The sequence below is a fragment of the Streptomyces hokutonensis genome (assembly GCF_000376565.1).
Lineage (GTDB): Bacteria > Actinomycetota > Actinomycetes > Streptomycetales > Streptomycetaceae > Streptomyces > Streptomyces hokutonensis.
This window is the reverse complement of the sequence record NZ_BARG01000034.1, coordinates 49609-72022: the sequence shown is the minus strand read 5'-3', so window position 1 is coordinate 72022 and position 22414 is coordinate 49609. Positions and strand designations below refer to the sequence as shown.

Annotated in this window: 17 protein-coding genes and 1 tRNA gene; all 18 read left to right on the top strand. The window is 71.2% G+C overall.

Going from position 1 to position 22414, the window contains the following annotated elements; all coding sequences use genetic code 11:
- Positions 1 to 36 precede the first annotated feature (36 nt).
- The 18 genes from SSP08S_RS21290 (at position 37) to SSP08S_RS21205 (ending at position 22412) form a co-directional block, all read left to right on the top strand.
- Positions 37 to 110 (top strand) — tRNA-Pro (locus SSP08S_RS21290).
- Between the two features lie 120 nt (positions 111 to 230).
- Complete coding sequence (locus SSP08S_RS64540; RefSeq protein WP_369407095.1) at positions 231 to 479, top strand: SDR family NAD(P)-dependent oxidoreductase; 249 nt, start codon at positions 231 to 233, stop codon at positions 477 to 479.
- 15 nt (positions 480 to 494) lie between these two features.
- On the top strand, positions 495 to 713 hold the full coding sequence (locus SSP08S_RS64535) for an SDR family oxidoreductase (RefSeq protein WP_078532481.1): 219 nt from the start codon (positions 495 to 497) through the stop codon (positions 711 to 713).
- Positions 714 to 828: 115 nt separating this feature from the next.
- On the top strand, positions 829 to 1782 hold the full coding sequence (locus SSP08S_RS21275; protein WP_019069651.1) for an ornithine cyclodeaminase family protein: 954 nt from the start codon (positions 829 to 831) through the stop codon (positions 1780 to 1782).
- A 767-nt stretch (positions 1783 to 2549) separates the two neighbouring features.
- Complete coding sequence (locus SSP08S_RS21270; RefSeq protein ID WP_078532480.1) at positions 2550 to 4049, top strand: sugar transferase; 1500 nt, start codon at positions 2550 to 2552, stop codon at positions 4047 to 4049.
- Positions 4050 to 4119: 70 nt separating this feature from the next.
- Entirely contained in the window at positions 4120 to 5436 is a 1317-nt protein-coding gene (locus SSP08S_RS21265; RefSeq protein ID WP_019069649.1) for a nucleotide sugar dehydrogenase, read from the top strand.
- Complete coding sequence (locus SSP08S_RS21260; protein WP_026178701.1) at positions 5426 to 6691, top strand: glycosyltransferase family 4 protein; 1266 nt, start codon at positions 5426 to 5428, stop codon at positions 6689 to 6691. Before SSP08S_RS21265 ends, SSP08S_RS21260 begins: the two co-directional genes overlap by 11 nt.
- Entirely contained in the window at positions 6688 to 8055 is a 1368-nt protein-coding gene (locus SSP08S_RS21255; protein ID WP_019069647.1) for a Wzz/FepE/Etk N-terminal domain-containing protein, read from the top strand. Before SSP08S_RS21260 ends, SSP08S_RS21255 begins: the two co-directional genes overlap by 4 nt.
- Positions 8052 to 9572: a Wzz/FepE/Etk N-terminal domain-containing protein gene (locus SSP08S_RS21250; RefSeq protein WP_019069646.1), complete on the top strand. Its 1521-nt coding sequence runs from the start codon at positions 8052 to 8054 to the stop codon at positions 9570 to 9572. The genes SSP08S_RS21255 and SSP08S_RS21250 overlap by 4 nt, the downstream gene beginning before the upstream one ends.
- Before the next feature lie 2 nt (positions 9573 to 9574).
- The gene (gene asnB / locus SSP08S_RS21245; protein WP_019069645.1) at positions 9575 to 11509 is read left to right on the top strand and encodes an asparagine synthase (glutamine-hydrolyzing); all 1935 of its coding nucleotides are present in this window, start codon (positions 9575 to 9577) and stop codon (positions 11507 to 11509) included.
- Between the two features lie 15 nt (positions 11510 to 11524).
- Entirely contained in the window at positions 11525 to 13714 is a 2190-nt protein-coding gene (locus SSP08S_RS21240) for a bi-domain-containing oxidoreductase (RefSeq protein WP_019069644.1), read from the top strand.
- The gene (locus SSP08S_RS21235; protein ID WP_019069643.1) at positions 13711 to 15678 is read left to right on the top strand and encodes a heparinase II/III family protein; all 1968 of its coding nucleotides are present in this window, start codon (positions 13711 to 13713) and stop codon (positions 15676 to 15678) included. The genes SSP08S_RS21240 and SSP08S_RS21235 overlap by 4 nt, the downstream gene beginning before the upstream one ends.
- Complete coding sequence (locus SSP08S_RS21230) at positions 15675 to 17210, top strand: right-handed parallel beta-helix repeat-containing protein (RefSeq protein ID WP_019069642.1); 1536 nt, start codon at positions 15675 to 15677, stop codon at positions 17208 to 17210. Before SSP08S_RS21235 ends, SSP08S_RS21230 begins: the two co-directional genes overlap by 4 nt.
- Before the next feature lies 1 nt (position 17211).
- Positions 17212 to 18501 (top strand): membrane protein, encoded by a 1290-nt coding sequence (locus SSP08S_RS21225; RefSeq protein ID WP_043259592.1) that lies wholly within the window; start codon positions 17212 to 17214, stop codon positions 18499 to 18501.
- A gap of 2 nt (positions 18502 to 18503) precedes the next feature.
- Positions 18504 to 19745 carry a glycosyltransferase family 4 protein gene (locus SSP08S_RS21220; RefSeq protein WP_026178699.1) on the top strand — a complete coding sequence of 414 codons (1242 nt, stop codon included), beginning with the start codon at positions 18504 to 18506 and terminating at the stop codon, positions 19743 to 19745.
- Positions 19742 to 20977 carry a class I SAM-dependent methyltransferase gene (locus SSP08S_RS21215; RefSeq protein ID WP_026178698.1) on the top strand — a complete coding sequence of 412 codons (1236 nt, stop codon included), beginning with the start codon at positions 19742 to 19744 and terminating at the stop codon, positions 20975 to 20977. The genes SSP08S_RS21220 and SSP08S_RS21215 overlap by 4 nt, the downstream gene beginning before the upstream one ends.
- Positions 20974 to 21768, top strand: coding sequence for a sugar phosphate nucleotidyltransferase (locus SSP08S_RS21210; protein WP_019069638.1), 795 nt, complete (start codon positions 20974 to 20976; stop codon positions 21766 to 21768). Before SSP08S_RS21215 ends, SSP08S_RS21210 begins: the two co-directional genes overlap by 4 nt.
- Entirely contained in the window at positions 21765 to 22412 is a 648-nt protein-coding gene (locus SSP08S_RS21205) for a PIG-L deacetylase family protein (protein WP_019069637.1), read from the top strand. The genes SSP08S_RS21210 and SSP08S_RS21205 overlap by 4 nt, the downstream gene beginning before the upstream one ends.
- Positions 22413 to 22414: the final 2 nt, after the last annotated feature.

Sequence of the window (22414 nt, the reverse complement as noted above, 5' to 3'; positions counted from 1 at the left end):
CGTTCGACCAGGGGAAACCCCAGGTCAGATGGGCAACGGGACGTGGCGCAGCTTGGTAGCGCACTTGACTGGGGGTCAAGGGGTCGCAGGTTCAAATCCTGTCGTCCCGACTCGACAGAGTCGTAGGTGAAGGGCGGTTTCGGAGAAATCCGAGACCGCCCTTTGACCGTTCCGGCATGGCCGCCCGGAGGAGGCGGGGCCGGTGACGGGGTGGTGACAGGGCGGCTCCGGTGGGCGTAAGGGCATATGCCGGTCGTCACCGGATTGTCACCGCGGGCGCGCAGGGTGGCGGTCCACGGCCGGGTGCGTCCCCGGCCTTCCGGGTCGCCAGGCGCGCCGGCCGCGGCATGGTCCGGATCCGGCACGGCCGGATGGTCTTCATCTCGTCCGTCATGGGCGCGGCGGGCCGACGGGGCGCGGGCAACTACGCCGCGTCCAAGGCGGGCCTGGTCGGCCTCGCCCGCAGCGTCGCCCGCTAATGCGCCGCCTACGGCATCACGGCGAACCTCGTGTCGCCCGGCCTGGTCCGCACCGAGATGCTGGAGGACATGCCCGAGGACATGCGCCGGCAGCTGCTGGACCGGACGTTCCTCAAGCGCCCGGCCGAGCCGGAGGAGATCGCCTCCCTCGTGCTCTGGCTCGCCGGCGACGAATCCCGCTACATGACCGGAGCGGAGCTCCATGTCGACGGCGGACTGGGGCTGGGCGCCTGAGCCTTCGAGCGCGGACGACGGAACGCCGGCCGCCGACGCCGAGAGCGACCGGTACGGGGATCGAGTCGGTTCACCGTTGATCTCGGGGACCCTCCGGGGCAGGGTTCGCACTGCGATGACATCACTCGAGCACCTTCCGATCCTCTCCGCCGCCGACGTCGGGCGGGCACTGACCCGCTCGCAGGCGGCAGCGGCCCTGACCCGCGCGCTCCGGGCGGGACTGGAGCCGAGCAAAGACCTGCAACGGTCCGTACTCGAAGTGGCCGGCGGCCAGTTGCTGCTCATGCCGTCGGCGGGGCCGTCCGCCGTAGGCCTGAAAACGGTGACGCTCGCCGCGGGGAATCCGAGCCGAGGACTGCCCCGAATCCAGGGCGCCTACCTGCTGTTCGGTGCGGAGACGCTCGAACTGCGGGCGATCATGGACGGGATCGCGGTGACGAACCTCCGGACACCGGCCGTCTCCGTCGCGGCGACCGCTCCGCTGCTCACCCGGTTCACGCGGCCGATCGAGCTGGTGGTCTTCGGCGCGGGCCCCCAGGCGGTCGGTCGCGTGGACGCGCTCCGGGCCGTCGACGCGGTCGAACTGGCCGACGTCACCTACGTGGTACGCCACCCCGACCGGGCCCGCGAGCAGCTGTCGCCCCACGCCACCGTCGTCGCCGCGGACTCGGCGGACGTGGCGGCGCGGCTCGGGCGGGCACAGGTCGTGGTCTGCGCCACCGGCGCCCGTACCCCGCTGTTCGACTCCGCGCAGCTGACCGACGGCACGGTCGTGATCGCGGTGGGATCCCACGAACCCGAAGCGCGTGAACTGGACGGCCCGTTGATGGCTCGCGCAGACGTCGTCGTCGAGGACGTGCGCACGGCGTTGCGCGAGGCGGGCGACGTCGTGCTGGCGATCCGCGAGGGTCACCTCCACACCGACGAGCTGATCCCGATGGCGGACGTCGTCCGGGGCACACGCACGCTTCCCCCGGACCGCACCGCGGTCTTCAAGAGCGTGGGAATGTCCTGGCAGGACCTGGTCGTGGCCGAGGAACTCGTCGAACAGCACCAGCGCGGCACGTGATCCGGCGGGACCGGAACCTCCGGCCGTCGGTCGCCACGGCCTCCGACTCCCCGGCGACGGTCGCTTTCCCGCCAATCGCCGGCCAGGTCCGCGAACGCCGGGCCGACGGGTTCGCGCCAACTGCCCCGGCCGTACCCGGAGCGATCAACTCCCCTTTCCTGGCACAGTCGATCAGTGTCGATCAGCGTCAGGGCACCTGGGTTGCCAGTGCCAACGGTCCGGAGAACTCCCGCCGTCACTGGGCGCAGGGCGTGTTTTCCGTCCCCGGCGCACCTGCGGGCAGTCGGAGATCTATCGACTCGGCGTCAAATGTTGTGCACAAATTCCACACAGACCTCTCTCCAGGCGGGCACACATGGTCTAGATTGACCTTGCTTCGCCCGGTGTGACACCAGGCGGCGAAAGATGATCTATGGGTCCGGCGATACGGATGGCCAGCGGTTGTGGCTCTCGTGCCGGACGTGGGGGTGATCAACTCTGTTAGCCCGAGGGGGGCTTGGGGCATGGAGAGCATCCGAGGCCGCGACGGGTTCCCGTGCGCCTCAAGAGACTGGCAGGACCTACGGGTCCGGTGTTGCCAGGGTGGGTTGTTCGCGAGGATCTGACTTGGGCGGGACGTCACGCGCCGGGGGCGCGGACTTCCCGAGGGGGAACAGCGGAGTGCGAGCTTCCGTGGGGGAGCTGCAGTGCGGGGGGCGGGGGCCTCCCGCAGGGGACGAACAGTGTGCGGCGACCACGTCAAACCACTGGGGACCTTGGGGGGTTCTGTGCGGCAGGGGGGAATAGTCGGCCCTTTTCCGTCGGCGCGAGAGCGTCTGGCGAACGGGGCGATCGGCCAGCCGGCGATCGAATGGGAACAGCGGTACAGACGTACCGTGATCATCAGCGACACCGTGGCGACCGCCTGTGTGGTGGCGTCGATCGGTGACTTCTTCGGGGCCCGGGACGCGGCCAACTGGCATGAGAAGTGGGGCATCCTCGCCTTCGGCACCCAGCTGCTGGTGCTGGGCGCGCTGGCGGTGAGCCGCGCTTGGTCCCCGGCCGTACTCGGGCAGGGCGCCGAGGAATTTCGCCGGCTGGGACGCTCACTGTTCACGGCGACCGTCGTCCTGGCGCTCGGCGGGATCGCTCTGACCTCGACCAACATCAAGCTCTGGATCTTCGTCGCGATCCCCGCGATCGCGATCGTCACCATGACGGAGCGGTATGTGCTCCGTCTCCGGCTGCACAAACAGCGCAACGAAGGACGCTGCCTGAGACCGGTGCTCGCCGCCGGGAGCCCGGCGACCGTGCGCGATCTGATCAGCAGGACCCGCAAGTTCCCGCACCTCGGCTGGCGGGTGGAGGCCGTGTGCACGACGGACGGCCGCGGCGTCGACGGCGATCAAGGCGGCCTGGACGGCGACCAGTTGGACGGCGTGCCGGTCATAGGGCTGCTGGAGGACGTCGCCAAGCACGTACGCCACGACGGCTACCGGGTCGTCGCGGTCACCCCGGACCCGCACTGGTCACCGGACCGCCTGCAGCGCCTGGCCTGGAACCTCGAGGGCAGCGACGCCGAGATGATCGTCGCCCCCGTGCTGATGGAGGTGGCCGGCCCCCGCCTGCACGTCGACGCGGTGCTCGGGATACCGCTGCTGCGGGTCAGCATGCCGACCTTCACCGGAGGCCGCCGGGCGATCAAAGGGGTCGTCGACCGGCTGGGCGCCGCGATCCTGCTGATCGTGTTCGCGCCGCTGATGGTCCTCGTCGCGCTGTTCGTGCTGATGGACAGCCGGGGCGGAGTGTTCTACCGCCAGCGCCGGGTCGGCAAGGACGGCCACGAGTTCACCATGCTCAAGTTCCGCAGCATGGTCGCCGACGCCCACCGGGCACGCGCGGAACTGGCCGACCGCAACGAGGGCGCGGGCCTGCTGTTCAAGCTCCGCCGCGATCCCCGGGTGACCCGGGTCGGCACGGTGCTGCGCCGGTACTCGATCGACGAACTCCCGCAGCTCTTCAACGTACTCACCGGATCCATGTCGCTCGTCGGACCCCGGCCCCCGCTGCCGGAGGAGTCCGCCGCGTACGACCCGGACATCCGAAGACGGCTGCTGGTCAAACCCGGGCTCACCGGCCTGTGGCAGATCAGCGGACGCAGCGACCTGCCGTGGGAGGAGGCCGTCCGCCTCGACCTGAGGTACGTCGAGGACTGGTCGCTCGCCCTCGACACAGTGATCTTGTGGAAGACCTTGCGTGCCGTGATCCACGGGCAGGGGGCCTACTGATGCGCGGGGGTCGTCCGACCGGCGCGCGGACCGCAGGCCGCAGGGGCCTGCCTGGGGGGAGAGACCGGTCATGAGAGTCAGCGTCTTCGGGCTCGGCTACGTGGGCTGTGTGTCGGCCGCGTGCCTGGCCAGCATGGGCCACGAGGTCATCGGGGTGGACGTCAACCAGGTGAAGGTCGACCTGGTCAACGACGGCAAGGCACCCGTGGTGGAGGAACGTATCGGCGAACTCATCGCCGAAGTCGTACGCACCGGAGCCCTGCGCGCCACCCGCGACGTCCGCGAGGCGATCGCGGACAGCGAGGTGTCGCTGATCTGCGTGGGCACCCCGTCGGAGCCCAACGGCAGCCTGTGCACCACCTACTTGGAGCGGGTCACCGAGGAGATCGGCGCCGCGCTCGCCGAGCGGGGCGGCCGCCAGACCGTCGTGTTCCGCAGCACCATGCTCCCCGGCACCTGCCTGAACCTGCTGGTGCCGATCCTGGAGAAGCACGTCGGCGGCACCGCAGGTGTGGACATCGGGGTCGCGGTCAACCCGGAGTTCCTGCGCGAGGGCACCAGCGTCAAGGACTTCTTCGACCCGCCGAAGACCGTCATCGGCGAACTCGACCCGGCCAGTGGCGACGCGGTCGCGGCGCTCTACGACGGCCTGCCCGGCGAGGTGTTCCGGGTGCCGATCCCGACGGCCGAGGCGATCAAGTACGCGGACAACGCCTTCCACGGCCTCAAGATCGGCTTCGCGAACGAACTGGGAGCCGTGTGCCAGGCCCTCGGCGTGGACTCGCACCAGGTGATGGACGTCTTCCTCGCCGACCGCAAGCTGAACATCAGCCCCGCCTACCTGCGCCCCGGCTTCGCCTTCGGCGGCTCCTGCCTGCCCAAGGACCTGCGCAGCCTGGTCTTCGCGGCACAGCGGGCCGACGTCTCGGTGCCCATCCTCTCCCACGTGCTCGCCTCCAACGCCGACCACCTCCAGCGCGCGGTGGACCTGGTCGAGCGCAGCGGCAAGCGCAAGGTGGGCCTGTTCGGACTCTCCTTCAAGCCTGGCACCGACGACCTCCGCGAGAGCCCGCTCGTCGAACTCGCCGAGCGGCTCTTCGGCAAGGGCTACGACCTCAAGATCTACGACGCCAACGTGAGCCTCTCCCGGCTGCTCGGCGCCAACCGCGAGTACATCGAGAGCCGCCTGCCGCACCTCGCGCAACTGCTCGCCGACTCCGTCGACGAGGTGCTGGACCACGCCGAGGTGTGCCTGGTGGGCACCAAGGACGCGACCGTACTGTCGGCGCTGCCCCACACGGGCGACCCGGCGATCATCGACCTCATCCGCCTTCCCGACGCCGACGCGCGCCGGACCGAACCGGGGTACATAGGCCTTGCTTGGTAACGAGACCAGTGGCGACGGCACGAAGCGTCGCGCGCTGATCCTGGTGGAGAACCTGTCGGTCCCCTTCGACCGACGGGTGTGGCAGGAGTGCACCACGCTGCGCGACGCGGGCTGGGAAGTGCACGTCATCTGCCCCCAGGGGGAGAAGCGGGACACGGAGGCGGAGGCGGTGATCGACGGGGTGCGGATCCACCGCTACCCGTTGCGCGCGGCCACCGGAGGTCCCGCCGGCTATCTGCGGGAGTACGGATCGGCGCTGTGGCACACGCTCCGGCTGGCCCGCAAGGTCGGCCCGGTCGACGTGGTGCACGCCTGCAACCCGCCCGACCTGCTGTTTCTGCCGGCCCTGTGGATGAAGCGGCGCGGCGCGCGCTTCGTCTTCGACCAGCACGACCTGGTGCCCGAGCTCTACCTCTCCCGCTTCGACCGTGGCGAGGACCTCCTCTACCGCGCCGTGTGCGCGCTGGAGCGGCGCACCTACCGGGCCGCGGACATCGTGCTCGCCACCAACGAGAGCTACAAGGACGTCGCGCTGAGCCGCGGTGGCAAGCGGCCCGAGGACGTCTTCGTGGTGCGCAGCGCGCCCGCGACCGACCGTTTCCAACCGGTGCCCCCGGAGACGGAGTTGAAGCGCGGCAAGCCCCATCTGCTGTGCTACCTCGGCGTCATGGGCCCCCAGGACGGCGTCGACTACGCCCTGCGGGCCCTGGCGAAACTCCGCGACGAGGTCGGACGCACCGACTGGCACGCGGTCTTCGTCGGCGCCGGCGACGCCTTCGACGCGATGGTCGAACTGTCCCGGGAGCTCGGTCTGACCGACCAGGTGCAGTTCACCGGACGCATCCCGGACGCCGACCTGGTGCGCTACCTGTGCACCGCCGACGTCTGCCTTTCCCCCGACCCGCACAACCCGCTCAACGACGTGTCGACCATGAACAAGGTCCTGGAGTACATGGCGATGGGACGGCCCATCGTCTCGTTCGACCTTCGGGAGGCACGCGTCTCCGCCGGTGACGCCGCCGTCTACGCGCCCGCCAACGACGAGGCCCAGTTCGCCAAGCTGATCGCGCTGCTCCTCGACGACCCGGAGAAGCGGGCCCGGATGGGGAAGACCGGCCAGGAGCGGATCAGCGGACCGCTGTCCTGGGAGAACTCGCAAGCGTCACTGCTCGCCGCCTATGCCGCCGCCTGCCGGGACCAAGCCCCGGTGTCCGCGGGTGGGCCGGTCCGTACGGGGAAGAGGCCGCACCATTGAATGACGACACGATCCGCCTGGTCACGATCGGACGGATTCTCCGTCGGCGGTGGCGGCTCCTGGCCGTCCTCGCCGTAGCGGGCGCGCTCTTCGGCTACGGCACCTCGGTGCTGCTGCTTCCGCCGCGCTACACGGCAGAGGCATCGGTGCTGCTGCCGGGCCAGTGGGAAGAGCGCGAACTGCTGACCCAGGTGGACATCGCCACCAGTTCGGCGGTGGTCGACCGCGCGGCCGACGCGCTGAAGTGGGGCGTCAGCGGCACCGAGCTGCAGAAGGACGTCAGTGCCAAGGCGGACGACGGGAACATCATCAAGGTTTCCGGTACGGCCGACACCCCGGAGCGCGCCCAGCGGCTCTCCGACCAGCTGGCCCAGCAGTTCGTCACCTTCGCCACCCGCATCGCGGGCGGCAGCACCGACCCCGCGGCGGACACGGCGACCGAGGCGCTGCGCAAGCAGGTGGCCGAGACCAACCGCCGTATCACCGACCTGGCCGAGGCGGCGGACCCGGGGCAGACCGTCGAGGGCGTGCAGGCCCGCACCGAGCTGGAGGGACTGCGCACCGGGCTCCAGGACGCCATGAAGAAGCTGGAGGAGGCCAACCCGGCGTCCGCCAAGGCCAGCATGGTCGTCATGGGTCCGGCCCCCCGGCCGACCGGAGCGGCGGCGCCGACGCGCATGCAACTCGTCGTCGCCGGGGCGCTGCTGTTCTTCGTGCTCGCGGTCGTCGCCCATCTCGCTGCCGCCCGGGTGAGCCGCAGACTGCGCACCGAACCGGAGATCGCCGCCGCGCTCGGCTCGCCGTTCCTCGGCACCGTCGACGTGCCCGGCGAACGGCACGGGCACCGGCCCGACAGCCACGGCACGCGGGCCCGGCTCCGCCGGCTGCTCGGCATGGACGTCCGGTGGGACGTACCGCCCCCGCAGCGGTCCGGCGACGAGGCCGAGCGGCGGATCCGCTACCGGCGGGTGTGCGCCCGCCTCAGAGATCAACTGCCCGCCCCCCGGCGGCTGCTGGTCGTCGTACCGGAAGGAGACGAGGTCGCCCGGCTGGCCGCCGGACAGCTCGTCGCCGAGGCCACCAACGACCCCCGGCTGCGGGTCGTGGAGGTCTCGGTGGACCGGCCGATCGTGCCGGACCGCGAGGCCGAGTCCGGTGCCCTCGCCGTCCTCAGCGCGGGGAGCTGGACCGCCGCCGAACTCGCCGGCATCGCCGAGGCGTGCGCGGACGGCGGGCACGAGCTCGTCGGCGTCGTCGTCGCCGGCACGGTCCGCACCCGCCCGACGGAAACCGCCGACCGACTTTCCGACGACGCCACTTTGACGTTCGCGGTACACGGCCACGCGACAGGAGATCCAGCGTGACGACGAGCACGACTTCGGAGTCGTCGGCCGCCACCCCGCTCCTCGACCTCCAGGCACTGGTGGTCGCGGTGCGCAGACGCCGCCGCCTGTGGGGTGCCATGGCGCTCCTCGGGATGCTGGCCGGCGCGGCCGTGGCGGTCCTCATGCCACCGGCCCCGGCCGCCGTGACCAAGGTGCTGGTCGCGCACCAGGAGGACCAGCCGAACGACACCGGAACACTGATCCGCACCGACGCCCAGCTGCTGGCTACCTCGCGGATCGCCGGTGCGGCCCTGAAGATCCTCAAGTCCCCGGAGAAACCCGAGGACTTCATGAAGGACTACCGGGGCACCGGACTCACCAACAACGTCCTCGAGATCGATGTGACGGGCAAGACCGACGCGGAGGCGGTGGCCCGGGCCAAGGCACTGGCCCAGGCGTTCGTCGCGGACCACGCCAAGCGCATCAACGACATCGCGAACGCCAACGCCCAGGGCCTGCTCGATCAGCAGGCCCGGATGCAGGCGGAGCTCGCCGACGTCAACAAGTCGATCGGCGGCCGGTCGCCCGACAGCGACCCCAAGGACGCGGCGAACCTGGAGTCGCTGTTCGCCCGGCGGGCCGAACTCACCTCGCAGATCTCCGACTTCGGCCAGCGCGCCGAGGAGGCCCGCGTCGGAGCGCCCCAGCTCGTCGCCGGCACCCAGATCGTGGACGCCCCGCGCCCGGTGGCGCACTCGCTGCCCAAGGCGCTCGTCACCGACGGCGTGGTCGGCCTCGTCCTCGGGCTCTTCCTCGGCCTGGCGCTCGCCGCGGTCGGCGTGGTCGTCACGGACCGGCCCGTGCTGCGCCGGGACATCGCGGCGAACCTCGGCGCCTCGGTCATCGCCGAACTGCCCCGCCGCTCCGGCAGGGTGTGGCAGCGCAGGCGGACCCGGGTGGCACGCGAACGCCTCACCACCACGCTGGCCCGCACCTCGCGCGGCGCGGCGGAACCGCTGTCGCTGCTGGAACTCGGCTGCGCCCGCAGCACGGCCGGGATCGCCCTCGGTCTCGCCCGGGCACTGGGGGAGGACGGTCCGGTGACCGTCGTCGACGGCCTCCCCGGCACCCAGCTCTCGGGCCGCCGCCCGAAACCGGGGGACCCCACCGTGGTCGGCGGCGAGAAGGCCGCGACCGTGTCCCCGCGGGACCAGCGGATCGGCGTCGGCTCGGTGGCACCCGGCACGGCGTGGACCGACCTCCAGTACCTCGGCACCCGCACCGTGCTCGTCGTCCGCGCCGGGCACGGCAACGCCGCCTGGCTGCACACCGTGGCCCGGCAGCTCGCCGACCAGCGCATCCCGGTGATCGGCGTCGTACTGATCGACCCCGATCCGCGCGACCGGACCGACGGCACCCTGTGGGACGGGCTGGCCAACGCCCTGCGCGGCCGGACCGAGCCGCCGACCTGGCAGAACGCGACCGGCAGGCGGCTCACCGAACGCCAGCCGATACGGGCCGCGCGGGTCCCGGACAACGACCAGGAGGTGCGGTAGACGTGTGTGGCATCGCGGGCACGTACCGATGGCCGGACGGCAAGGCCGTCACCGACCGGCTCACCGACACCCTCGCCCACCGCGGCCCCGACGGCTCGGGCCGCTACGGCCACCCCCTGGGTGACGGCGAAGTGCAGCTCGGACACCGCCGGCTGGCCATCGTCGACCTGTCGGAGACCGGCGCCCAGCCGATGGTCTCGGACGGCCTCGCCCTGACGTACAACGGCGAGCTGTACAACGCGCCCGAACTCCGCGCCGAGTTGGAGGCCACCGGGGTCCGCTTCCGCGGCACCTCCGACACCGAGGTGGTCCTGGAGGCCTGGCGGCGCTGGGGCACCGACTGTCTGCCCCGGCTGCGCGGCATGTTCGCCTTCGGCATCTTCGACGAGCGCACCGGTGACCTGGTGCTCGTCCGCGACCAGCTCGGCATCAAGCCGCTGTTCCTGCTCCGGCGGGGCGAGGGCCTGATGTTCGCCTCCGAGCTCAAGGCGCTCGCCGCCGCGACCGGCAAGAAGCTGGAGGTGGACCAGGCGGCGCTGGTGGCCTCCCTCCTCTACTACTGGGTGCCGGACTCGCGCTGCGCGTTCCGCGAGGCGGAGAAGCTGCCGCCGGGCAGCTGGCTGCGCTGCCGGCCCGACGGCCGGGTGGAGCGCGGCAGCTTCTGGAACCTGAAGGACGTCGCCGCCGAGGGCCGGGACCGCGCCCTGGCCGGTGAGCGGCCGGACCTCGCCGCCATCGTCGAGGAGTCCACCCGCCGCCACCTGATCTCCGACGTGCCGGTGGCGACCTTCCTCTCCGGCGGCCTCGACTCCAGCTATCTCACCGCGCTGGCGGCCCGCCACCAGCCGGGGATCTCCGCCTACACGATCGGATTCCGCGCCGAGGACGCCAAGTTCGAGGCGATGCCCGACGACCTGCGCTACGCCCGGCAGGTCGCCCAGCAGTTCGGCGTCGACCTGCACGAGATCGAGATCGCGCCCAACGTGCTCGACCTGCTGCCGCAGATGACGTACAGCCTGGACGAGCCGATCGGCGACCCCGCCGCGATCAACACCTACCTGATCTGCATGGCCGCCCGGGAGGCCGGGGTCAAGGTGATGCTCTCGGGCATGGGCGCCGACGAGCTCTTCGCGGGGTACCGCAAGCACTTCGCCAACCTGCTGGCGCTGCGCTACCAGCGCGTCCCGCGACCCCTGCGGCGCGGGGTGTCCGGGGTCGTGGACCGGCTGCCGGTCGCCTCGGCCACCCGGGGCTACCGGTCGGTGCGTTTCGCGAAGCGGTTCCTCTCCTTCGCCGATCTGCCGGAGGAGACCGCGTTCCGGCGCAGCTACACCATGTACGACCAGGACGAGCTGCTCGCGCTGATCGATCCGGACCTGGCCGGGACGGTCGACGACGTGATCACCGAGCACACGGACGTCTACCAGGACAACGACCTCGACGACTTCGTCAACCGCATGTGCCTGACCGACTCCCGCATGTTCCTGCCGGGCCTGAACCTCACGTACACGGACCGCTCCAGCATGGCCGCCTCCACCGAGGTCCGGACGCCGTACGTCGACATCGAGGTCGTCAAGGCGGCGTTCGCCGTACCCGGCAACCGCAAGATCGTCGGCCGGCAGGGCAAGGCCGTCCTCAAGGAGGCGGCCACCTCGATCCTCCCCAAGGAGATCGTGTACCGGCCCAAGGGCCTGTTCAGCGCCCCGCTGCGGGCCTGGATGAGCCGGGACCTGGCACCGCTGGTGCGCGAGGTGGTCAACGACGGCGAGCTCGTCCGGTCCGGGCTGCTGCGCCGTGACGCGCTGGCCCGGATGGTCGCCGAGGACGCCGCAGGACAGGCGGACTACTCCAAGCATCTGTGGCACGTACTGACCCTCGAGTACTGGTATCGCGACGCGACCTCTGGCTCCGCCCAGAGCACTCGGTCGACGGCTTAGGAATCAGGAGTTCTGGTGAAGCAGGTTGTACAGAACTACAAGAGCGGCGAGCTGGCGGTGCTCGACGTTCCGGTACCGGGGTGCAAGCCGGGCGGGGTGCTGGTGCGCAGCGCCTACTCGCTGATATCCACCGGCACCGAGCTCATGAAGGTCTCCGAGGCCGGCATGTCGATGCTGGGCAAGGCCCGTTCCCGGCCTGACCAGGTGGCCAAGGTCATGCAGAGCGTGGCCACCAACGGACTGCCCGCCACCTACCGCAAGGTGATGGGCAAGCTGGACTCCTACACCCCGCTGGGCTATTCGCTGTGCGGGGTCGTCGAGCAGGTCGGCGCCGGGATCGACGACGTGAAGGTCGGCGACCTGGTGGCCTGCGCGGGCAACGAGCACGCGCTGCACGCCGAGTTGAACTGGGTCCCGAAGAACCTCTACGCCCCGGTCCCCGACGGCCTCGCCCCACAGCACGCCGCCTTCGGCACCGTCGGCTCGATCGCGATGCAGGGCGTGCGTCAGGGCGAACCGCAGCTCGGCGAGGTCGCGCTCGTCATCGGCCTCGGCCTGATCGGACAGCTGGTGGTCCAGCTCCTCACCGCCGCCGGAGTCCGCGTGGTCGGTGCCGACCCCGACCCCAGCCGCTGCGAACTCGCCGAGCGCCTGGGCGCCGCGGCCTGCGGCGACCCCGCCTCCGCCGCCGTGGAAGCGGCCGTCGCCGAACTCACCGACGGCCACGGCGTGGACCAGGTGTTCCTGGCCGCCGGCGGCGGCAGCAACCAGCCCGTCGAGCTGGCCGCCCGCCTCGCCCGGGACCGCGGCCGGGTCGTCGACATCGGCAAGTGCCGCCTCGACCTCCCCTGGAACGCGTACTACGAGAAGGAACTCGACGTCCGCTTCTCGCGCTCCTACGGCCCCGGCCGCTACGACCCGTCGTACGAGCTGGAGGGACGCGACTACCCGATCGGCTACGTCCGCTGGACCGAGCGCCGCAACCTGGCCTGCTTCCTCGACCTCGTCGCCCGGGGCCGCGTCGACGTGGAGCCCCTGGTCTCCCACATCGCCGACTTCGACGACGCCGTCGAGACGTACCAGCGGCTGAAGGACGGCGAGTTGAAGGCCGTGGCCGTGCTGTTCCGCTACCCCGAGCAGACGGAGGAAGCGGGGGAGCCGGTGGCCCCGTCGGTGGCCGTGCCCACGGTCCGCCGCAGCGAGACGACGTCCACCCCGGCCCGGTCCGCGAAGACTCCGGTGCGCCTCGCGTTCGTCGGCGCGGGCAACTACGCGACGTCGATGCTGCTGCCGCATCTCGCCCGGCGCGAGGGCGTCGAGCTGGCGACCGTCGTCACCACGACGGCGCTGTCCGGGGCCAACGCGCAGCGGAAGTTCGGCTTCGCCAAGGCGACCACCGACCTCGACGCCGTCCTCGGCGACAAGTCCGTGGACGCGGTGTTCGTGGTCACCCGGCACAGCTCGCACGCCGAACTGACCCGGCAGGCCCTGCTGGCCGGCAAGACCGTGTTCGTGGAGAAGCCCCTCGCCCTCACCGAGGAGGAGCTGGCCGGCGTCCTCGCGACGGTGGAGGAGTCCGGCAACGACCGCCTCCAGGTGGGCTTCAACCGCCGCTTCGCACCGCTGCTGACGGAGGCCAAGGAGCGGTTCGGCGCCCGGACCGGTCCGGCGAGCCTGCGCTACCTCGTCAACGCGGGCAAGCTCCAGCACGGCAGCTGGTACCTCCAACAGGGCGCCGAGGGCTCGCGGTTCGCCGGTGAGGGCGGCCACTTCATCGACACGGCGAGCTGGCTCCTCGACGCCGACCCGGTCTCCGTGTACGCGACGGCCGCGCCCGGCAACGAGGACCTCCAGGTCGTCCTGCGCTACCCGGACGGCTCCACCGCCACCATCAGCTACGTCACCTCCGGCGCCTCCGGCTTCCCCAAGGAGACCCTGGACATGGTCGGGGACGGCAAAGTGCTGAAGCTCGACGACTTCGTGCGTGCCTCGGTCCACGGCCCCAAGAAGTGGGTCAGTTCGCGGCTGCCCAAGGCCCGGGACAAGGGGCAGAACGCCGAACTCGCCGCGTTCATCAAGGCCGTTCGGACCGGCGGACCCATGCCGGTGCCGCTGGAGTCGCTGGTCGCCACCACGGCGGCCACCCTCGCCGTGGGGACCGGTCTGGGCGCCGGTGCTCCGGTGATGTTGGCGAGGACGCCATGACCATGAGCGCGGGCTGGTACCTGCGCCGGCTCTCCCGGATGGGCCCGCGCGAGATCGCGGGCCGGGCGGGCGACACCGTGCGCAGACGCCGGTGGCGGTCGGCGCAGCCGGACTGCCCGAGTATCACCGGCGCCCGGTTCACCGCGGTCCTGCCCGCGGGCACGGTCGCCGAAGTGGCGCCGGACGCCGCGAAACGCCTTGTCGCCGAGGCGGACCGACTGATGACCGGGCACGCCGAGTTCTTCGGAGTCGAGCGCGACGACCTCGTCGACCCGGACTGGTTCCACGACCCGAAGACCGGGCGCCGGGCCCCGTCGGGCTACGCCTTCGACGTGCCGTACCGCGACGAGAACGTGGCCGGGGACATCAAGCAGATCTGGGAGCCGTCCCGGCACCAGTACCTCACCGTGCTCGCCGCCGCCCACGCGGTCACGGGGGACGAGCGGTACGCCGAGCGTGTCGCCGCGCACCTGCGGTCGTGGTGGGCGGCCAACCCGCCGCTGCGGGGCGTGCACTGGATCAGCGGTATCGAGCTGGGCATCCGGCTGCTGTCCTGGGTGTGGGTCCGCCGGCTGCTCGACGGCTGGCCGGGCGCGGCCGAGCTGTTCGAGGACAACCCGGTCGCGCTGAACCAGATCTGGCACCACCAGCGCTGGCTGGCCGCCTTCCCCAGCCGGGGTTCCTCGGCGAACAACCACGTCATCGCCGAGACCGCCGGGCAGTTCGCCGCGGCCTGCGCGTTCAACTGGTTCCCCTCCTCGGCGCGTTGGCGCTCCGACGCGCTGCGCTCGCTGGAGCGGGAGCTGCGCGCCAACACCTTCGACTCCGGCCTCAACCGCGAGCTGGCCACCGAGTACCACGGACTCGTCCTGGAACTCGGCCTGGCCGCGCTGGCCGAGGCCGACGCCGCCGACGTGCCGGTGCCCGAGTCGCTCCGGCTGGTGCTGCTGCGGATGACCGACGCGCTCGCGGCCGTGGTGGACAACCGGCTGCGGCCGCCCCGCCAGGGGGACGCGGACGACGGCTTCGGCCTGATCCTGGACGGCGAGGGCACCGACCGCTGGGGCTCGCTCCTGGCCACCGGAGACGCCGTGTTCGGCCGGCTCGACTGGTGGCCGACGGTCACCGCCACCGACGTGCGTACCCCACTGCTGGCCGCGCTCATCAAGCCGTACGCGAAGGACGCGACCGCCCGCCCGGCGGCCAGGCCCGACCGCTTCGCCGACGCGGGGCTCACCGTCCTGCGCGGCCCGGAGGAGATCTGGTGCCGCTGCGACGGCGGCCCGCACGGCTTCCTGTCCATCGCCGCCCACGCCCACGCCGACGCGCTGTCCGTTGAGGTGAGGCACGACGGGATCGACGTGCTCGCCGACCCGGGGACGTACTGCTACCACGGACAGCCCGAGTGGCGGCGGTACTTCCGGTCGACCCTCGGCCACAACACCCTGGAACTGGACGGCGCCGACCAGTCCGTGTCCGGCGGCCCGTTCCTGTGGACCCGGCACGCCCGCACCCGCGTCCTGGACGTGGACAACTCCGGTGCGGGGGTGGCCCGTTGGGCCGCCGAGCACGACGGCTACCAGGGCTCGGTGCACCGCCGCCGGGTGGAACTCACGGCCGCGAGCCAGGAGTTGAAGATCGTCGACGAGGTGACCGGACCGCGCCGGGACGTGCGACTGGCGTTCCATCTCGGCCCGGCGATCGCCGCGGACCTGGTGGGGCACCGCGCGGTGCTCACCTGGATCCGGGACGGCGAGGGGCGTTCCGCGGTGCTCGACCTGCCGGAGCAGCTGTCCTGGCGGGCGCACCGCGGCGAGAGCGAACCGCCGCTGGGCTGGTACTCCGCCGGATTCGGGCGCAAGGAACCCACCACCACGCTGATCGGCAGCGGATTCGCCGACGGCACGGACGGATTCACCACCGTGCTCGGGTTCCGCGGCCAGGGGGGCGCGTGGGGAACATGAGACGGCACTGGGCGCCGGCGGTCGTACCGCTGGCGCTGCTCCTGCTGACGGTCACCGGCTGCGACAGCACGTCGAGCGCCCCGGCCGCGACGAAGCCGCACGCCGCGCCGTCCACGGCCACGTCCGCCGCCCGGTCCGTGGCCCGGGTGTGCGCCAACCCCGCCGCAGGACCGGCGAAGGCGCCGGCGGGCGCGGTCACCGTGGACCCCAAGGTGGTCGGCGACCTGGCGGCGAAGACCAAGAACAGCCCCCCGAACACCACGTTCTGGCTCAAGCCGGGCACGCACACGCTCGAGCGGGACCGCTACGCCCAGGTCATCCCCAAGAAGGGGGACCACTACATCGGCGCGCCCGGCGCGGTGCTCGACGGCCGGAAGGTCAACCAGTACGCCTTCACCGGCAACGCGGCCGACGTCACCATCCGCTATCTCACCGTGCGGGGATTCGTCGCGCCGCGGGACGAGGGCGTCGTCAACCACGACTCGGCCGACGGGTGGGTCGTCGAACACTCGACGATCAAGGACAACTCCGGCGCCGGACTGATGGCCGGCGCCCGCCAGCAGGTGCGCGCCGACTGCCTGCGCGACAACGGTCAGTACGGCATGAACGCGTACAAGGGCAACGGCCCGCTCACCGGCCTGGTGGTCCAGGGCAACGAGATCGTCGGCAACAACACCGGTGACTGGGAGCGGAAGCAGAAGGGCTGCGGCTGCACCGGAGGCATCAAGTTCTGGGAGGTCGACGGCGCCGACGTCAGCGGCAATTGGGTGCACGACAATCGCGGTACCGGGCTGTGGGCGGACACCAACAACAACGACTTCCTCATCGAGAACAACGTGATCGAGGCCAACGACGGTGCCGCACTGATCTACGAGACGAGCTACAACGCGGTCATCCGCAACAACACGATCCGGCGCAACAACTGGGTCGAGGGCCGCAAGGCGGCCGACAGCGGCGACAACTTCCCGTACGCGACGATCTATCTCTCCGAGTCCGGCGGCGAACCCCGGGTCAAGGCCCGCACCCACAAGATCGAGATCTACGGGAACGTGCTGGAGAACAACTGGTCCGGGATCACCCTGTGGGAGAACGCCGACCGGTTCTGCAACAGCCCGGCCAACACCTCCTCCGGTGACTGCACTCTGCTGGTCAAGAAGACCAGCACCTGTGTGCGGCCGGCGATCGCCAAGGCGCCGCTCTACTCGGACTGCCGGTGGAAGACCCAGTGGGTGGACATCCACGACAACCGCTTCGTGCTCGACGAGTCCGTCGTCAAGTGCACGGAGATGTGCGACCGCATGGCGGTGCTGTCCAACTACGGCACCTACCCGGACTGGTCGCCGTACCACGGCGAAGGGGTGGCCGACGCCATCACCGAGGCGCAGCACAACAGTTGGCACGACAACGTCTACGTCGGGCCGTGGAAGTTCGTCGCCGAGGACCAGAGCAAGGTGCTCGACTTCGGGCAGTGGCAGTCGGCGCCGTACCAGCAGGACAAGGGCAGCACCCTCGACCTACAGGCCGGTGGTTGAGATGAGTGAGAACCTGACGCGCGGAACGGACACGACGGAGACGCGGCCGGAAGGCGAACCGCGCTCCGCCGGCACACCGAAGATCGTCGGGATCGTCTGGGGGCTGCTGGTCCTCAACACGCTCGGCTCCGCCGGGGCGAAGACCATCGTCCCGCTGCCCCGGTCCCTCATCCAGATGGTCACCATGGGCTCGCTGGTCGCCGCGTTCGGCCTGGCACTCCTGGTCAACCAGCGGGTACGCATCAGGTCCAGCGCCTACGTGCTGCTGCTCAGCCTGCTGCTGGTGTCCAGCGTGATCTCCAGCGCGAGCCTGGAGTCCGGGATGGGCGCGCTGTTCCGCTGCTTCCGGCTGACCCTCTTCGTCGGCACCCTGTGGCTGCTCAGCCGCTGGTGGGACGGCAGTCTCACATTCGTCCGGTACCACATCCGGGCGTACTTCGCGGTCCTCGGCTCGGTCGCCCTCGGCCTGGTCGTCTCCCCGGGCAAGGCCCTGCCCGATCTCTACGGCGGACGCCTCGTCGGCGCGCTGTGGCCGCTCACCCCGCCGCAGATCGGGCAGTACGCGGCGGTGATCATCGGGCTCACCGCGCTGCTCGTCATCGGCAGACGGACCGACCGGACCAGCGCCGTGCTGGTCATCGTGCCGTCGCTGGTGCTGCTCGCGCTGACCCACACCCGGACGGCCACGCTCGGCCTGCTGCTCGGGCTGGCGCTGGCGATCGGCTCGCTCATCCTGACCAGCGCCGCGGCCCGCCGCTTCTTCAGCTGGTCGGTGCTGATCTCCGTGGTGGCCGCGGTCGGCTTCGCCTCCGCGCTGCAGACCTGGTTCCTGCGCGGCCAGAGCCAGGAGAACTTCTCCAGTCTCACCGGCCGGGCCAAGGTCTGGAACGCCCTGCTGGCCGAGCCCCGGTCGACCGCGCAGCAGCTGTTCGGCGTGGGCCTGGGCGACAAGTCCTTCGGCGGGCTGCCGATCGACAACAGCTGGCTGGCCGTCTACAACGAGCAGGGCCTGGTCGGTGTCACCCTCGTCGCGGTGATCATCGTCGTGCTCGGCGGTGTCGCGCTGTTGCGCCCGCCGTCCTTGCAGCGGGCCTGCGCGATCTTCCTGATCAGCTACTGCGCGATCGCCTCGTACACCGAGGCCGGACTCGGCGACGCCTCGCCGTATCTGCTCCATCTGGCCCTGGCCGCCTCGCTGTTGGCGGCGCCCGCCAAGGCCGCTCCGCTCGCGCTGCCCGAAGCCCCCCGACGGCGCGTCCCGCGCTGGGCCCGTGGATCGGAGGCGAAGTGAGCATGCACGTCCTCGTGGTGCACAACCGCTACAACTCGGCGCAGCCGAGCGGGGAGAACAACGTCGTCGACCAGGAGGTGCAGCTGCTGCGCGCGGCCGGCCACCGGGTCGAGCTGTTCGAGCGGCGCAGCGACGACATCGGCGGCCGCTCCCTCCTCGGCAAGGTCTCGGTGCCGCTCCTGGTGCCGTGGAACCCGGCGGTCCGCAAGGAGTTGGCCGCCAGACTGCGCGCGGACCGGCCGGACGTGGTGCACGTCCACAACGTGTTCCCGCTCCTGTCGCCCGCGGTCCTCGCCGCCTGCGCCGACGCCGGAGTGCCCGCCGTGGCCACGCTGCACAACTACACCCAGGTCTGCCCGCCCGGCACCCTCCAGCGGGACGGCCGCCCGTGCACCGAGTGCGTCGGCTCGACCCCGCTGCCCGCCGTCCGGCACGGCTGCTACCGCAACTCCAGCCTCGCGACCGTGCCGCTGGCGGTCAGCCTCTCCGTCAACCGGCGGCGCTGGTGGACCGGCGTGGAGCGCTTCCTCTGCATCTCCGCCGCGCAACGCGACGTCCTGGTGACCTCCGGCATGCCGGCCGAACGCCTCGCGGTGAAGCACAACTTCGTCCCCGAACCCGACATCCGCCGGGAGGGCGGGGGCGAGCAGCTGCTCTACCTCGGCCGGCTCGCCGAGGCCAAGGGCGTACGGCTGCTCATGGCCGCGTGGGACGAGATCGCGGCGAGCGGCGGCGTGGGCGTCCCGCTCGCGATCGCCGGCACCGGGCCGCTGGAGAAGGAGGTCACCGCCTGGGCGGCCGGCCGGGACGACGTGCGCTACGTCGGCCTGCTGGACCCGGCGGAGTGCCGCAAGGCCATCGCGCGGTCCGTCGCCGTGATCGCGCCCTCGACCTGGCTGGAGGCGTTCGGCCTGGTGGTCGTGGAGGCGATGGCGGCCGGGGTGCCGACCGTCGCCGCCGGCCACGGCGCCTTCGTCGAACTCGTCGAGGACGGCGTCACCGGGCTGCTGCACAAGCCGGGCGAGGCCGCCTCGCTCGCGGCCGGCATCCGCCGGATCGCTGCCGACCCGGACCGCAACCGGGAGATGGGCGAGGCCGCCCGGCGCCGCTACGAGCAGGGGTTCAGCCCGGCTGTCGGCCTGGAGCGCCTGCTGGAGGAGTACCGCACCGCGATCGCGGGACGGTCAGCACTGGCTCGCGGTGGGGACACCCACGCGGGCAGGGGGGATGGGGACAGCACATGACACGATGCCGACTCTGCGGCTCGGAAGCGATGGCGAGCGTCGTCGACCTTGGGGCGACACCGCCGTGTGAGAGCTTTCTCGCCGCGGACCAACTGGACCTGCCGGAACCGGCGTACCCGCTGCACCTGCGGGTCTGCACCGACTGCTGGCTGGCGCAGATACCGCCGCTGATCACGCCGGAGGAGACGTTCAAGGAGTACGCGTACTTCTCCTCCTTCTCGACCTCCTGGGTGGAGCACGCGCGCACCTTCGTCGACGGCGCGGTGGACCGCCTCGGCCTCGACTCCGACTCCTTCGTGGTCGAGGTCGCGAGCAACGACGGCTACCTGCTGCGGCACGTGGTGGACCGGGGGATCCGCTGCCTGGGCATCGAGCCCTCGGTGAACGTCGGTGCCGCGGCCCGCGAGGCGGGCGTGCCCACGTTCACGGACTTCCTGAGCCCCGAGACCGGCTCCGCCGTCCGCGCCGAGCACGGCCCGGCGAACCTGGTCGTGGCCAACAACGTGTACGCGCACATCCCCGACGTCGTCGGCTTCACCCAGGGACTGCGCGCCCTGGTCGCCGACGAAGGCTGGGTCTCCATCGAGGTGCAGCACCTGCTGACCCTGATCGAGGACAACCAGTACGACACGATCTACCACGAGCACTTCCAGTACTACACGGTCGCCTCCGCGATCCGGGCCCTCGCCAGCGGCGGACTCACCCTCGTGGACGTCGAGTTGCTGCCCACCCACGGCGGCTCCATCCGCCTGTGGTCCCGCCCGGCCGAGGTCGCGGGGGAGCCCTCGCAGCGGGTCGCCGACGTACTGGCGCGCGAAAAGGCCGCCGGGCTCCAGGAGCTGGCCGGATACACCGAGTTCTCCGCCCGGGTCGCCAAGGTGCGCCGGGACCTGCTCCGGTTCCTCATCGACGCGGCCGACCGCGGCGAGACCGTCGTCGGCTACGGCGCCCCCGGCAAGGGCAACACCCTGCTCAACCACTGCGGCATCCGCCCCGACCTGCTCGCGTACACGGTCGACCGCAACCCGTACAAGCACGGCCGGTTCACCCCCGGCACCCGCATCCCGATCCTGCCGCCCGAGCAGATCGCCGCGGACAAGCCGGACTACGTCCTCGTCCTTCCGTGGAACCTGCGGACCGAGTTGGTCGAGCAGTTGTCCTTCGTCCACGAGTGGGGCGGCCGACTGGTCTTCCCGATCCCGGAACTGAGCATCGTAGAGGTGAAGTCATGAAGGTCGTCCTGTTCTGCGGCGGTTACGGGATGCGCATGCGCAACGGAACCTCCGACGACGTCCCCAAGCCCATGGCGATGGTCGGGCCCAGACCCCTGATCTGGCATGTCATGCGCTACTACGCGCACTTCGGGCACAAGGAGTTCATCCTCTGCCTCGGCTACGGCGCCCACCACATCAAGAACTTCTTCCTCAACTACGAGGAGACCGCCTCCAACGACTTCGTACTGCGCGGCGGGCAGACCGAGTTGCTCTCCACCGACATCGCCGACTGGACGATCACCTTCGCCCAGACCGGCATCGAGTCGCCCATCGGTGAGCGGCTGCGCCGGGTGCGTCACCACCTCGACGGGGACGAGATGTTCCTCGCCAACTACGCCGACGTCCTCACCGACGCCCCGCTGCCGGAGATGATCGACAAGTTCGCCCAGCGCGACGCGGGCGCATCGATGATGGTCGTTCCGCCCCAATCCTCCTTCCACTGCGTGGAGTTGGGCGAGGACGGTCTGGTCGGCGGCATCACCGCGGTGAGCGACATGCCGCTGTGGGAGAACGGCGGCTACTTCGTCCTCCGCCAGGAGGTCTTCGACCACATACCGGAGAACGGTGACCTCGTCGCCGACGGCTGCGCCCAACTCGCCAAGCAGGGGCGGCTGGTGGCCCACCAGCACCGCGGCTTCTGGAAGCCGACGGACACCGTGAAGGAGCGGGCCGCGCTCGACGAGGCCTACGCCAAGGGCGACCGCCCGTGGGCCGTGTGGGAGCGGGACAGCGCGGGGGTGCGTGCGTGATCAGGCTCGGAGCCGGTCCTCTGGACCGGATCGTCGTCGTGGGCGCCCACTGCGACGACATCGCCATCGGCGCCGGCGGCACCCTGCTGACGCTGTGCCAGGCGCGGCCCGGCATCCGGGTCGACGCGCTGGTGCTCTCCGGCGGCGGCAGCGAGCGCGAGCAGGAGGAACAGGCCGCGCTCACCGCCTTCTGCCCGGGCGCCGACCTGCGCCTGACCGTGCACAAACTGCCGGACGGCCGCCTGCCCGCGCACTGGGAGGAGGCCAAGGCCGCCGTCGAGGAACTGCGCGCGCAGACCGAACCAGAACTGGTCCTCGCGCCGCGCACCGACGACGCCCACCAGGACCACCGCGGCCTGGCAAAGCTGATGACCACGGCGTTCCGTGACCACCTCGTGCTCGGCTACGAGATCGTCAAGTGGGACGGCGACCTCGGCCGGCCGGCGGCCTACCAGCCGCTGGAGACCGAGACCGCCGAAGAGAAGGTACGGCTGCTGCAGGAGCACTACGCCTCGCAGCGGCACCGGCCCTGGTACGACCGGGAGGCCTTCCTCGGCCTCGCCCGGATCCGCGGTATCGAATGCCACGCGCGCTACGCCGAGGCCTTCGCCGTCACCAAACTCACGCTCAACCTGGGGGGTTGAAC